Raw genomic sequence first — 13,873 nt, 5'->3', positions numbered from 1 at the left:
AAGTAGCTCCCAACAGGGGCGTCCGTATCGCCCCAGCAGAGCCGGATGCGTGTGAGGATGGGGGCATGTCGCACGGCGAGGAACTGTTCGCTCTCGGCGGGGACGTGACCACGGAGCCCAGCTTCGAGTCCGCTCTGCGGGGGTACGAGAAACGACAGGTCGACCGGTACGTCGCTCGTGCGGAGCACGAGATCGCCACCCTGACGACCGAGCGGGAGCAGGCGTACACGCAGATCCACAAGCTGGCCGGTCAGGTCGAGGTGCTGCAACGCGACCTCGCCCAGGTGCGCAAGCAGGTGGGCGTGGTGGACCGGGCCTCGTTCCGGCACCTCGGTCCCCGGGTCGAGCAGATCCTCGCCATGGCCGAGGAGCAGGCCGAAGAGATCCTCTCCTCCGCCAACGAGGAGATCGAGGCGCGGCGGGCGGCCGCCGAGCACATCATCTCCGAGGCCCGCGAGCAGGCCGCCGAGGCGCTCAAGGACTTCGAGATCGCCCTCGCCGCCCGGCGGGCCGAGGAGGAGCGGCACACCGCCGCCCGCAAGGCCGAGGCCGACGCCGGCCTGAAGGCCGCCAAGGACGAGTCGGAGAAGCTCCGTAGGACGGCCAAGGACGAGTCGGAGAAGCTGCGCAGGGCGGCCAAGGACGAGTCGGAGAAGCTGCGCAGGACGGCCCAGGACGAGTCGGAGAAGCTGCGCAGGACGGCTCAGGACGAGTCGGAGAAGCTGCGCAGGACGGCTCAGGACGCGCTGGCCAAGGCCCAGCAGGAGGCGACCCAGCTCCGGGACATCGCCAAGGAGATCCACACCCGGGCCCAGCAGGAGGCCACCCGGCTACGCGAGTCGGCCAAGGAGGCCCTGGCCAAGGCCCAGCAGGAGGCGACCCAGCTCCGCGAGTCGGCCAAGGAGGTGCACGCCAAGGCCCAGCAGGAGGCCAAGCGCCTCACCGAGTCCGCGGCCGAGGCCGGCCGGGCCACCCACGCCAAGGCCCTCGCCGAGGCCAAGAAGATCGTCGACGACGCCGAGGAGGCGGCGAAGGTGACTCGCGGCCGGGCCCGGACCGAGGCCAACCGGTTGACCACCGAGGCCGCGGAGGCCGGCAAGCGCAACCGGGCCGAGGTCGAGGCGTACGTCCAGCGGATGCGGAGCGAGACCGAGGCGTACGTGCAGCACGCCCGCGCCCAGACGCAGCAGGAGCTGGGCGCCTGGCGAGCCGGCGTCGAGCAGGAGGTCAACTCCCGGCGGGAGGCGGCCGACAAGGAGCTGGCCCAGCGCCGCGCCGCCGCCGAGCAGGAGTTCGCCAAGCGCCGCGACGAGCTGGACAAGCAGCACACGACCCGGCACGCCGAGCTGGAGAAACTGCACCAGGCCCGGCACGCCGAGCTGGAGCAGACGTACACGGCCCGACGGAACGAGGTCGAGCAGGGTGCCGCGGCGATCCGCGAGGCCGCCGAGCAGGACGCGCTGACCTTGCGGCGCCAGGCCGAGGTCGAGGCCGCTGAGCTGCTCCACCGGACCGAGACCGACGCCGCCGACAAGCGCCGCAAGGCCGACGAGCACGTCGCCGCCTCGCGCCGCCAGTTCGAGGAGTACGCGGCCACCACCCAGCAGCACCTGGCCACCACCCAGCAGCACCTCGCCGCCACCCAGCAGGAGGTGGCCGCCGGCCGACAGCAGCTCGCCCAGGTGATGCTGGAGATCGCGCAGGCCCAGCAGGAGCTGGCCGACCTGCGGCAGGAGACCTGGAAGTCCCGGCAGGAGTCCGACGACCTCGAGCGCAAGCTGGCCGAGCTGCGGCTGCGGGAGACCACGGGCACCGCTCCCGCCGGCCTCGCGGCGACTCCGGTCGGCCCCGACGAGTTGGCCGGCGCCACCGGCAAGGGCGGGAGCGCGGCGAAGGACGCGAGCCCGGTCCCCGGCGCGACCAAGGGCGCGAGCCCGGTCCCCGGCACGGGCACGGAACCGGCGCCCGGCAAGGCGCCGGTGGCGGCCAACGGCAGGGCTCCGGTCGCCGCCAACGGCAAGGAGCCGGCGACGGCGACCCCGGCGGGCCCGAAGGAACCGGCCGGCGCCACCACGGCCGACGCCGGAGCGGCCCGTCCGGTCGCCGAGCCGGTGACCACGGTGGACGGTGCCGCCGCGGCGGAGGGTGAGCCGACGGTGGCCGCCGTGCCGGGCGAGGGCGGCCGCGGCGCCACCCCGACGAAGATCACCAGCACCGGCGAGAACGGCAAGCGGCCGACGAAGCCGACCACCGACGAGCGCAGCGCCAAGCCGAGCACCGTCACCGTCGAGTCCGACTGACCCGCCTCGCCCGCTCCCGCTGCCCCGCCGCCGCTGGCGACTCGTTGCCGACCACACCTCGCCGACGTGAGGTCAGCCGGCTTGACTGGACACCCCCAACATCCCCGACCCTGGCGCCCGCACCACCACCTCGGCGGCCTGGCGGCATCCCGCGCCCCCGGACACCCATCCCCGACCTGGTGACGGCATCGCCACCGCCCCGACCTGGCGGCATCCGGCGTCACCGGACACCGCCACGCCGCCGGACCGGCGACGGCACCCGACGGAATCGCGCCACCCTGGCCAGGTGGTGGGCCGGGCACAACCCGAACTGCCGGAGCGGACGGGCGCCCGCGCGGGCGAAGGGGTGGTGGGCGGATTCGCCGGCCGCTAACCTCCGGGCAGAGACCCGTGGCGCGCCGGTATCCGGCGTCCGCGGGCCGACCGGTCCGGCCGCCAACCCCGGGTCGGTGAAGCTACTCCGGCCGCCTCCGCCGGAGCGGGATCCGGGGAGGTCCGATGTCGCAGGACGGGCCGTCGGGCAGCGCCCGACCAGACGGCGACGATCCGTTCGCCGCCCTCCGCCCGGAGGACGACCCACCTCCGGCGCCCCGGCCCGCCCCGGACGGCACCCCGGAGGACCCTGCCCCGACGGCCGGCCCTACCCCGGACGACCCACCTGACCGGCCCACCCCGCCCGCCGGCGGGACGCCCGCCGCCGGGACGCCAGGCGACCAGACGCCAGGCGACGGGACGTCGGCCGACGGAGCGGACGCCGGCGCGGCGATGAGCCGGGAAGCCGGTGGGCGGGCCGCCGAGGCGGATGCGTCCGACCCGACGGAGTTCGAGGCAGGTGGGCCCAGCGGGCGGTTCGGCATCCCCGGCCGGCCGTTGCGGCGCAGCAGTTTCCTGATCGGCTTCACCGGGGCGCTCGGCGTGCTGCTGGCGTACGCGGTCTTCCTGGGCCTGCGCAACGCCACCGGCATCCTCGTCCTGGTGGTCATCGCGCTCTTCCTCGCCGTCGGTCTCCACCCGGCGGTGGTCCGGCTGCGCGGTTGGGGACTGTCGCACGGGCTGGCGGTGGCGGTGGTGACGCTGACCGTGGTGCTGCTGATCGTCGGCGGGGTGCTGGCGCTGGTGCCCCCGGTGGTGACCCAGTCCGGGCAGTTCATCGAGCAGGTGCCCAGCTACGTCGACGAACTGCGCCGCAACGCCACGGTCAACGACCTGGTCGAACGGTACGACCTCATGGAGCGAATCCAGTCGGCCGCGAACGCGGACACCATCGGCCGGGCGCTCGGCGGCGTGCTTGGCGGCGCCCAGTTGATCTTCGGCACCATCTTCCGGGCGCTCACCGTGCTGGTGCTGACGATCTACTTCCTCGCCTACTTCGACAAGCTGCGCTCCCTCGGGTACGCGCTGGTGCCCCGCACCCGGCGGGAGCGGGTACGGCTGATCGGGGACGAGATCCTGACCCGGGTGGGCGCGTACATGGTGGGGGCGCTCAGCATCGCGGTGCTGGCCGGGGCGAGCACCTTCGTCTTCGCGCTGGTCGTCGGGCTGCCGTACCCGTTCGCGCTGGCGGTGGTGGTGGCGGTGACGGACCTGATCCCGCAGATCGGGGCCACCCTCGGCGCGGTCGTGGTCACCCTGGTGGGCCTCGCCACCGACCTGCCGGTCGGCATCGCCTGTCTGGTCTTCTTCCTGATCTACCAGCAGGTGGAGAACTACCTGATCTACCCCAAGATCATGCGGCGGGCGGTCGCCGTCAACGAGGTGGCCGCGCTGCTCGCCGCCCTGCTCGGGGTGTCGCTGCTGGGCGTCGTCGGCGCGCTGATCGCGATCCCGACCGTGGCCGCCCTCCAGCTGATCCTCCGCGAGGTGGTGCTCCCCCGGCAGGATTCCCGGTGAGCTACCGGGGCCGAAGCCGCGCCGTGGAAGCCACCGTCATCCTGTGTCGTGGACCCGAGCGGCAACACCGTCGAGCGCTGTCAGGGGTCGCACCGACCAGACCGCTCGCCGGCCGGGTCAGCCCGCCTGGTCGGGACGCGGGCCGGGGACCGGGGTGTCGGCGAACGACGCCACCGTCCGGTCGGCGTACGCGCTGACGTCGCCGGTCTCCACCGGGCCGTCCCAGGTGGTCGGCAGCGGCACCGCCACCGCCGGGTTGACCCGCCGGACGATCTCGTCGAGCACGGTCTCCGCGTCGCCGACCCACAGGTGCTTGGCGCCGGGCACCCCGACCACCTCGGCCTGCGGCACCGCCGCGAACCGCTCCCGGGCCTCCGCCGGCCGCAGGTAGTCGTCGAACTCGGGGACCAGCGCGGTCAGCGGCCTGCCGGACTCCGCCCACTGGGCCAGGTCCTCCGGGTTGGCGAAGCGCAGCGGCGGGGAGAGCAGGATCGCCCCGGCCACCGCCGGGTCGCAGCCGTACTTGAGCGTCAGGTCGGTGCCGAACGACCAGCCGACCAGCCAGATGTTCGGCAACTCGGCGAACTCCGCGTACTCGATCGCGGCGGCGACGTCGAAGCGCTCGCCGACGGCGTTGTCGAAGGCCCCCTCGCTGGTGCCGCGGAGGCTGCTGGTGCCCCGGGTGTTGAACCGGAGCACGGCCAGGTCGGCCAGGGCGGGCAGCCGCCAGGCCGCCTTGCGGAACACGTGGCTGTCCATCATCCCGCCGTGGGTGGGCAGCGGGTGCAGGCAGACCAGGGTGCCGACCGGCTCCCGGTCCAGCGGCCGGGCCAGCTCACCGACCAGCTTCAGCCCGTCGGCGGTGTGCAGCTCGATGTCCTCCCGGTGGCCGGGCAGGATCGACGAGGCGCGGATCGGTGTGCTCACCGTCCCAGTCTGTCGCGCCGCCGCCCGGGTCGCCCGGCGGGGCGGAAACAGGGTGATCCAGATCGCTCAGCCGTGGCGGGGGGCGCTGCGGCCGCGCTGGACGACCGGGCCGCGCCGGTCCCGGGCCCCCCAGCAGCCGCTGTGCCAGTGCCGCCGGTCGGTGAGGTCACCCCGGTCGTCCGCCGGCCAGGCCACCACGTGCGCCACGCCGGGGCGGATCTCCTGGTCGCAACCCGGACAGCGGTACGTCTTGGTCGACGCCCCGCCGCTGATCCCGCGTACCTGCCAGTCGCCGTCGCGCCACTGCTGGACGGTGGGTACGCCCTGCCGGACCCGGTCGGAGTCCAGGTGGGCGGTCTCGTCCCGGCGGGGGCGGTTGCGACGGGGGCTCACGGTCACCAAGCGTACGGTCCGACGGCGGGACCAGCCCGGGACGGGCGGGCCCCGCCGGGCACACCCGCTCAGTCCCAGGTCTCCGGCCGGCTCAGGTCCTTCGCGACCTGGGCGCCGGCCAGCACCGTGGCGGCGTCCACCTCGGTGAAGCCCTTAACCGGCCAGCCGAAGTCGGCGGTCAGGTGCGCCTGTGGGATGCCGAGCAGCTCCAGTTTGCCCCCGTCCGGGAAGACGTAGGCGGCCCGACCATCGATCGTCCGGTTGCCGTCGGTACGGGTGCCCGCCATCTGCGCCGCGTGCTGGAGGGACACGAACATCGTCGCCGAGCGCGGACCGTAAATCGTCAGCGTCACGGTCAACCCCTTGGGGAAGCTGCTCACGTCGACGGCGCACCCGCCCACCGAGGCACCCTTCGGGAGCGCGGTGAGCCGCAGCGGCGCGGCGCAGCGCCGCGCCTCGTTCCAGCGGAGCGCGTCCACCGCCCTGGCCAGCGCGGCCCGGTCCCCGCCGAGCATCGCCGCCCGGGCGTACACACCGGTGGCGGGCTGCCACGACATGATCAGACCGCCGCTGCCGCCGGGGACCTGGCGGACCGTGCCGTCGAACGCCCGCCGGGTCGGCACCGCGTCGACCGGGAACCCGTCGATCCCCAGACCGTCGAACGCCTCGACGGTGCGGGCCACGTCGACCGTGACCGGCTGGCCGCCGTCGAACTCGAACCGGACGGTCTCGACCGCGAGGCCTCTGACCGACCAGCCGAGGTAGCGGGCCTTCGCGGGGTCGACGCCCAGATGCAGCACCGTGGGGTCGGTGCCCACCCGCGCCGGGTCGGTGGCGGCGCCCGGCACCCCGTCGGCCCGGGGCGGCACGGGCAGGGCGACGGTCGGCGTGGCCGCCGTCCAGGGCAGCCGGCCGGGCAGCCCGGACAGGTCCGTCCCGGACACCCCGACGAAGCCGAGCACGCCGACCAGGGCGAGCGCGGTGCCCGCCCCGACCCGGCGGCGGAGCTGCCGCCGGCGGCCCTGCGTCCGGGACCGGTGGAGCAGCCGGTGGGTGTCGATCTCCCCTTCGGCGCGCTCCCGCAGCACCGAGGCGATCCGCTGGTCGAGGTCGGTCACGGCCGGCTCCCGTTGGTCGTCGGGGCGCCGCAGCGCTCCCGGAGATGGGCGAGCGCCCGCATCGCGTGGGTGCGGACGGTGACCGGGGAGCAGTCGAGGATCTGGGCGATCGTGGCGTCGTCCAGGTCCTCGTAGTAGCGCAGCACCAGCACGGCGCGCTGCCGGTCGGGCAGCCCACGGATCAGCCGCCACATCTCGTCCCGGTCGGCCGCCTCCCCGCCGAGGTCGCCCCGGTGGGGACGATCGGCGAAGATGTCCACGGCCAGCTCGCGGCTGGACCGCCGGCGCCACCAGGAGTTGTTGGCGTTGACCAGCATCCGCCGGACGTAGACGTCGGGACGGTCGGCGCCGGCGATCTTCCGCCAGTGCACGTACGCCCGGGCCAGCACGTCCTGGGTCAGGTCCTCGGCCCGGTGCTCGTCGCCGGTCAGCAGCCGGGCCAGCCGGATCAGAGCCGGCCCGCGGCTGCCGACGTACTCCTCGAAGGTCACACCCTCAAGACGCCGTCACCGGCGTCCCGTGTTGACGCCGATCAGCGGTTGGTGTGGTCGCGGAAGCCGCGGCCGCTCTTGCGGCCCAGGTAGCCGGCGGTGACCAGGTGCTCCAGCAGCGGCGCGGGGGCGAAGCCGGGCTCGCGCAGCTCCAGGTAGAGCTCCCGCTGGATGGCCAGCGACACGTCCAGCCCGACCACGTCCAGCAGCTCGAACGGGCCCATCGGGTAGCCGCAGCCCAGCTTCATCGCGTAGTCGATGTCGTCGGCGGTGGAGTAGCTGGCCTCCAGCATCTTCACCGCGTCGTTCAGGTACGGGAAGAGCAGCGCGTTGACGATGAAGCCGGACCGGTCGCCGCAGACCACGCCGGTCTTGCCCAGCGCCGCGCAGACGGCCCGGGCGGTGGCGGTGGTCTCCGCCGAGGTGCGGATGGTCTGCACCACCTCGACCAACGGCATGACCGGCGCCGGGTTGAAGAAGTGCAGCCCGACCACGTCGGCCGGCCGCTGGGTGGCCATCGCGACGTCGATCACGGGCAGCGACGAGGTGGTGGTGGCCAGCACTACGCCCGGCTTGCAGATCTCGTCGAGGCTGGCGAAGAGGGCCTTCTTGACGCTCAACTCCTCGACCACGGCCTCGACCACCAGGTCGACGTCGGCGAGGTGCTCCAGGACCGCGGACCAGTTGATCCGGCCCAGCGCGGCGTCCCGGTCGGCCTCGGTGAGCTTGCCCCGGACCACGCCCTTGTTGAGCGAGGTCTTGACCGCCTCGAAGACCTTGGCGGACTTCTCCGCGCCGCGGGTCACCGAGACGACCTCGTACCCGGCCTTGGCGAAGACCTCGATGATGCCGGTGGCCATCGTCCCGGAGCCGACCACGCCGACCTTCGCGATCCCGCGAACGCCGTCGGCGAGCGCGGCCTGCGACGCCACCGGCGTCTGGTCGTCGGGTACGACCACCGGGGAGCCCGGCCGCTCGTAGGTGTAGAAGCCGCGGCCGGACTTCCGGCCGAGCAGCCCCGCGGTGACCATCTGCTTGATCAGCGGCACCGGCGCGTGCCGGCGGTCCCGGCCACCCCGCCGGTACATGGTGTCCAGGATCTCGTACGCGGTGTCCAGGCCGATCAGGTCCATCAGGGCGAGCGGGCCCATCGGCAGGCCGCAGCCGAGCTTCATCGCGGCGTCGATGTCCTCGCGGGTGGCGTACCGCCCCTCGAACATGCTCACGGCGTGGTTGAGGTAGCCAAAGAGCAGCGCGTTGGCGATGAAGCCGGCCCGGTCGTTGATGGTCACGTCGACCTTGCCGAGCCGCTCGCAGAGCGCCTCCACGTCGGCCACCACGTCGGCGGAGGTGACGACGGTACGGACCACCTCGACCAGCTTCATCACCGGCGCCGGGTTGAAGAAGTGGATGCCGATGACCTGGTTGGGGCGGGTCGTGGCGACGGAGATCTCGGTGACGCTCAGCGACGAGGTGTTGGTGGCGAGGATCGCCTCGGGCTTGCAGACCCGGTCCAGCTCGGCGAAGATCCGCTGCTTCAGGTCGAGGTGCTCGGGCACGGCCTCGATGACCAGGTCCACCGAGTGCAGCGCGTCCAACCCGACCTGGAAGTGCACCCGCGACAGCAGGGCGTCCCGGTCGGCCGCGGCGAGCTTGCCCTTGGCGACCGCCCGGTCGGTGGAGCCGGTGAGGGTGGCCCGGCCGCGTTCCAGGGCGGCCTCGGAGATCTCCACCGCCACCACGTCGATGCCGTTGCGGGCGAAGACCTCGACGATGCCGGCACCCATGGTGCCCAGCCCCACCACACCCACACTGGTGAACTCGCGCGCCACGACCGGCCTCCCCTGGTTTGACTCCGCCGTTGCCGACATGAACGGCCGCTAAGGTTATGCGCCGGAGTCTGCCACGTGACGCTGCGTTGTCGAGACGCCGTGGGATATTTCACGCAGTACGCCTCAGGCCGTCGCGGGCACCCCCGTGAGCGCCAGCAGCTCCGCCACGAACTCGGCCGGCCGTTCCAGGTGCGGGCTGTGCCCGCAGCCGGGTAGCACCACCTCCCGGTACGTCCCGCCCGCCGCCGCGTACCGCTCCAGCACCGTCCGGGTCTGCCCGATCATCGGCTGCGGCGGGCAGTCCGCCGCCCCCGGCCAGCCGGGCACCGCGCCGAGCGACCCCAGGTACGCCAGGTCGAACAGCGAGGTGTCCGAGACGATCACGTCGGCGTCGCCGCGTACCCAGGTGACCGGCGGCTTGCCCGGGACGGCGACCAGCTCGTCGGCGATCCGGAAGTGGGCCGGCGCGAGGGCGTTGAGCACGCCGCGCTCCCCCGGCGCGGTGCCCGGCCAATGCGGCGAGGCGACCGCCGTGCCCGGGTAGTTGTCGTCCCCGGTGGCGGTGGACAGGACGCTGTCCAGCAGCAGCTCCTCGTCCTCGCCGAGCGACGCCGGGTCGGCGACGTAGGTGGCCCGCAGCACGGCGCGGGGGCTGGTCGGGCCGTCCGCGCCGCGGTCCTTCGCGGCGAGCCGGGCGACGAAGTCGGTGTTGGCCGTGCCGGCCCCGGTGCCGGCGAAGTCGGCCGTGGTGGGGGTGCCGTGGACGTCCCGGGTGCCGCCGAAGCCGTACGGGGAGACGGGCGCCTCCAGCAGCAGGGCGGCGACCCGCTCGGGGTGGTCGACCAGCAGCCGCATCGCCACGCCCCCGCCGAGGGAGTGCCCGACGACCACCGGCCGGGCGCCGGGGGCGAAGAGCCCGGGCACGTCGAGCAGGGCGGCCACGTCGTCGGCGAAGTCGGTCAGCCCGCGCCGCGCGTCCACCGGCGCGGTCTGCGTGTCGCCGTAGCCCCGCAGGTCGGGGGCGACCACCCGGAGGGTCGTCGGCAGCCGCCGGATCAGCGGCTCCCAGAAGGCCGCGGAGGAGGCGTTGCCGTGCACGAGCAGCACCGGCACGCCGTCCGGCGGACCCGCCACCCGGACCGCCTGGGTGATGCCGTTCCCCGACACGGTGTGCTGCGCGCTCTCCATCGGCGCATGCTGGCACGGCGGGCCGCTCCGGTCCATGGGTGCGGCCCACACCCCGGGCCATCGGCCGGTGTGCCGGCCGCGGGTCCCGGGTCAGCGGTGGGCGTCGACGGGCGCGGGTCCCGGGTTCAGCGGTGGGCGTCGACGGGCACCGCGGGGAGCGGCAGGGCGGCGCCGCGCGGCTCCGCGGCGGCCAGCGGTGCCGGTGGGACCGGCAGCGGCAGGGTCGGACGATGGTTGCTCCGCGGCGCCCCGAAGGCCAGCCCGACCGGATCGGTCCGGGCCACGCCAGGGTCGAAGAACCGCAGTTCGGTACGGCCCAGCCGGATCACGTCGCCGTCGGTCAGGAGCTCGACGCCGGTGATCCGGCGGTCGTTGAGCCAGGTTCCGTTGGTCGAGCCCAGGTCCACCAGCGACACCCCCTCGCCGGTCAACTGGACCGCCGCGTGCCGTCGGCTCAGGTGCGCGTCGTCGAGCACGATCCCGGCGGTCGGCGCCCGGCCGATCACCTGCGGGTCACGGCCGACCCGGAAGCTCAATCCGCGCATCGTTCCGCCCGACACCGTCAACAGCGGCATCAGTTCCGGATGATCCTCCATGGACCGTCGCCCTCCACCCCACCATCGCCCCGCGGCGTCAGCGTGCCACCTCACCGTAATCGCCCCCACCACCGGGTGGTCACCTCCGCGACCCCGCGCGGTCAGCTCCGGTTCGCCGGTTCGGCGGGCGTGCGGGGTTCAATCGCCGCCCAAAGTCGGGCCCCGCGCCCGCACCCGGGCGGGCGAGACGAGGGCTACCGGCGAGTAATCCTCGGGTCTAGACTTCCGCCATGACGGCTGTGCATGTCCCGGGGACCCCGGTCATCGAGGCGGGTCGGCTGGTGTCGACCAGCCCGGCGACGGGCGCCGAGGCCGGGCGACTTCCGGTGGCGACCGCCGAGGACGTCGCCGGGGCGGTGGCCCGGGCCCGCGTCGCCGGCGAGTGGTGGGCCGGGCTCGGCTTCACCGGTCGCCGGGAACGGCTGCTGCGCTGGCGCGGCGTGCTCGCCCGCCGGATCGAGGAGCTCGCCGAGCTGATCCACGCCGAGGGCGGCAAGCCGGTCGGCGACGCCGTCGTCGAGATCCTCACCGCGCTCGAACACATCGACTGGGCGGCCCGCAACGCGCGGCGGGTGCTCGGGCCCCGACGGGTCCGCTCCCGGCTGATCCTCGCCGAGTTCACCGGCCACCTCGAATACCAGCCGTACGGGGTGGTCGGCGTGATCGGCCCGTGGAACTACCCCGTCTTCACCCCCGTCGGCTCCGCCGCGTACGCGCTCGCCGCCGGCAATGCGGTGGTGTTCAAGCCCAGCGAGTACACCCCGGCGGTCGGGCAGTGGCTGGTCGACCGGTTCGCCGAGGTGGTGCCGGAGCAGCCGGTCTTCACCGCGGTGCACGGCCTCGGCGACGTGGGCGCCGCGCTGTGCCGCTCGGGCGTGGCCAAGGTGGCCTTCACCGGCTCCACCGCCACCGCCAAGAAGGTGATGGCCGCCTGCGCCGAGTCGCTCACCCCGGTGCTGCTGGAGGCCGGCGGCAAGGACGCGATGATCGTGGACTCCGACGCCGACCTGGACGCCGCCGCCGAGGCGTGCGTCTGGGGGGCGCTCACCAACGCCGGCCAGACCTGCATCGGCATCGAACGCGTCTACGCCGTCGACCAGGTCTTCGACGCCTTCGTCGACAAGGTGGTGACCAGGGCCGGCCGGCTGACCGTGGGCGCCGACGGTGCCGACATCGGCCCGATCACCATGCCGTCCCAGCTCGACGTGATCCGCCGGCACATCGACGACGCCGTCGAGCGGGGCGGCCGGGCGGTGCTCGGCGGCCCCGACGCGGTCCAGCCGCCGTACGTGCACCCGACGGTGCTGGTGGACGTCCCCGAGGACTCCGCCGCCGTCCGGGAGGAGACCTTCGGCCCGACGCTCACCGTCAACCGGGTCCGCGACGTCGACGAAGCCGTCGAACGGGCCAACGCCCTGTCGTACGGCCTGGGAGGTTCGGTCTTCGGCCGGCGGCGGGCGGTGGCCGTCGCGCGGCGGCTGCGATCCGGGATGGCCTCGGTGAACTCGGCGCTCACCTTCGCCGGGATGTCCACGCTGCCGTTCGGCGGCGTGGGCGACTCGGGCTTCGGCCGGATCCACGGCGAGGACGGGCTGCGGGAGTTCGGCCGGGCCAAGTCCGTCACCCGACGGCGGGCCCGCTCGCTGCTGCCGTCGATGACCTTCGAGCGCACACCGGCGGACGTCGCCCGCCTGGTCAAGGCCGCCAAGCTGATGTACGGCCGGAACCGCTGACCACCCCCGCCGCGACCGGCGGGCGGGCCACTCAGAACAGCGTCAGCTCGTCGCGCTCGATGCCGCGCAGCTTGTCGTAGTCGACCACGACGCAGCGGATGCCCCGATCGGTGGCGAGCACCCGCGCCTGCGGCTTGATCTCCTGCGCGGCGAAGACACCGGTGACCGGGGCGAGCAGCGGATCCCGGTTCATCAGTTCCAGGTAGCGGGTGAGCTGCTCCACGCCGTCGATCTCGCCGCGCCGCTTCACCTCGACGGCGACGGCGCCGGAGTTGGCGTCCCGGCAGAGCAGGTCGACCGGCCCGATCGCGGTCATGTACTCCCGGCGGACCAGCGTGAAACCCTCGCCGAGGGTCGTCGGGTTGGCGGCCAGCAGCTCCTGCAGGTGCGCCTCGACGCCGTCCTTGCGCAGGCCCGGGTCGACGCCCAACTCGTACGAGGTGTCCTGGAAGACCTCCTCCAGGGTGATCCGCAGCTCCTCGCCGGCCTTGTTGACCACCCGCCAGACGCCGGGGGCCTCCTCCAGCCGGCACGGCGGGCTCATCCAGTTCAACGGCTTGTACGCCCGGTCGTCCGCGTGGATCGACACCGAGCCGTCCGCCTTCACCATCAGCAGCCGGGTGGCCAGCGGCAGGTGAGCCGAGAGCCGTCCGACATAGTCCACCGCGCATTTCGCAATCACCAACCGCACCCGAGGAGGGTAGCCGAGGCCCCGGCCGTCGCCACCGAGCGGCACTGGCGTGCCGGTGCGATGCTGTGATCGTGCTCGAAGTCCTCACCGGTTCCGGCCTCGCCGCGTCGGCCGGCCTGAACGCCTACATCCCGCTGCTCCTGATGGGTCTGCTGGCGCGCTACACCGATCTCATCGACCTGCCCAGCGGCTGGCAGTGGCTGGGCAACGGCTGGGTCATCCTGATCCTCGCCGTGCTGCTCGCCATCGAGGTGGTCGCCGACAAGGTGCCGGTGGTCGACCACGTCAACGACGTGGTGCAGACGGTGGTCCGGCCCACCGCCGGCGGCCTCGCCTTCGGGGCCGGCTCCACCTCGGAGACCGTCACCGTCAGCGACCCGGACACCTTCTTCTCCTCGCACCAGTGGGTGCCGGTGGTGACCGGCGTCCTGATCGCGCTCGGCGTGCACCTGATCAAGTCCGCCGCCCGGCCCGTGATCAACGCGACCACGGCCGGCTTCGGCGCCCCCGTGGCCAGCACCGCCGAGGACGCGACCAGCGCCGTCATGTCGGTGGTGGCGATCCTGCTGCCGGTGCTGGTGCTGGTCTTCCTGGTCGGTCTGGTGGCGTTCCTGTTCTGGTTCCTGCGTCGGCGTCGGGAGCGGCGGGCCGCCCGAGCTTGACCTTCCCCCGCCGAGGCGTACGCCTGCCGAGACGGTGCCGGCCGGCACCCCT

General features: G+C 73.7%; 12 protein-coding genes. 4 read left to right on the top strand and 8 right to left on the bottom strand.

The window, feature by feature from the left end; all coding sequences use genetic code 11:
* The first annotated feature begins 65 nt into the window (after positions 1-65).
* The gene (locus tag OG799_RS34765; RefSeq protein ID WP_406041467.1) at positions 66-2,300 is read left to right on the top strand and encodes a hypothetical protein; all 2,235 of its coding nucleotides are present in this window, start codon (positions 66-68) and stop codon (positions 2,298-2,300) included.
* Positions 2,301-3,065: 765 nt separating this feature from the next.
* Entirely contained in the window at positions 3,066-4,190 is a 1,125-nt protein-coding gene (locus OG799_RS34760; protein ID WP_406046494.1) for an AI-2E family transporter, read from the top strand.
* A gap of 117 nt (positions 4,191-4,307) precedes the next feature.
* Here the strand turns inward: OG799_RS34760 and OG799_RS34755 are convergent, their stop codons facing one another.
* The 7 genes from OG799_RS34755 to OG799_RS34725 all read right to left on the bottom strand — a co-directional run bounded on the left by OG799_RS34755 (position 4,308) and on the right by OG799_RS34725 (position 10,735).
* Positions 4,308-5,117: an alpha/beta hydrolase gene (locus tag OG799_RS34755; protein WP_406041465.1), complete on the bottom strand. Its 810-nt coding sequence runs from the start codon at positions 5,115-5,117 to the stop codon at positions 4,308-4,310.
* Positions 5,118-5,183: 66 nt separating this feature from the next.
* Positions 5,184-5,510, bottom strand: coding sequence for a hypothetical protein (locus tag OG799_RS34750; protein WP_406041463.1), 327 nt, complete (start codon positions 5,508-5,510; stop codon positions 5,184-5,186).
* Between the two features lie 68 nt (positions 5,511-5,578).
* Positions 5,579-6,628, bottom strand: coding sequence for a hypothetical protein (locus OG799_RS34745; RefSeq protein WP_406041461.1), 1,050 nt, complete (start codon positions 6,626-6,628; stop codon positions 5,579-5,581).
* Entirely contained in the window at positions 6,625-7,119 is a 495-nt protein-coding gene (locus OG799_RS34740; RefSeq protein ID WP_406041459.1) for a SigE family RNA polymerase sigma factor, read from the bottom strand. Before OG799_RS34740 ends, OG799_RS34745 begins: the two co-directional genes overlap by 4 nt.
* 41 nt (positions 7,120-7,160) lie before the next feature.
* Positions 7,161-8,951, bottom strand: coding sequence for a 3-hydroxyacyl-CoA dehydrogenase family protein (locus OG799_RS34735; RefSeq protein ID WP_406041457.1), 1,791 nt, complete (start codon positions 8,949-8,951; stop codon positions 7,161-7,163).
* Positions 8,952-9,074: 123 nt separating this feature from the next.
* A complete protein-coding gene (locus OG799_RS34730; protein ID WP_406041455.1) occupies positions 9,075-10,139 on the bottom strand; it encodes an alpha/beta fold hydrolase in 1,065 nt (354 codons plus the stop codon).
* A gap of 125 nt (positions 10,140-10,264) precedes the next feature.
* Positions 10,265-10,735 carry an FHA domain-containing protein gene (locus OG799_RS34725; RefSeq protein WP_406041453.1) on the bottom strand — a complete coding sequence of 157 codons (471 nt, stop codon included), beginning with the start codon at positions 10,733-10,735 and terminating at the stop codon, positions 10,265-10,267.
* Between the two features lie 230 nt (positions 10,736-10,965).
* Between OG799_RS34725 and OG799_RS34720 the strand changes: the two genes are divergently transcribed.
* On the top strand, positions 10,966-12,468 hold the full coding sequence (locus OG799_RS34720) for an aldehyde dehydrogenase family protein (RefSeq protein ID WP_406041451.1): 1,503 nt from the start codon (positions 10,966-10,968) through the stop codon (positions 12,466-12,468).
* Between the two features lie 31 nt (positions 12,469-12,499).
* Here the strand turns inward: OG799_RS34720 and nucS are convergent, their stop codons facing one another.
* Positions 12,500-13,159 carry an endonuclease NucS gene (nucS, locus tag OG799_RS34715; protein ID WP_406041449.1) on the bottom strand — a complete coding sequence of 220 codons (660 nt, stop codon included), beginning with the start codon at positions 13,157-13,159 and terminating at the stop codon, positions 12,500-12,502.
* Between the two features lie 71 nt (positions 13,160-13,230).
* Here nucS and OG799_RS34710 point away from each other — a divergent pair, with 71 nt between their 5' ends.
* Positions 13,231-13,821, top strand: coding sequence for a DUF4126 domain-containing protein (locus OG799_RS34710; RefSeq protein WP_406041447.1), 591 nt, complete (start codon positions 13,231-13,233; stop codon positions 13,819-13,821).
* Positions 13,822-13,873: the final 52 nt, after the last annotated feature.

It is taken from the genome of Micromonospora sp. NBC_00898, assembly GCF_045207895.1.
Lineage (GTDB): Bacteria > Actinomycetota > Actinomycetes > Mycobacteriales > Micromonosporaceae > Micromonospora.
This window is presented reverse-complemented; position numbering and strand designations above follow the sequence as displayed.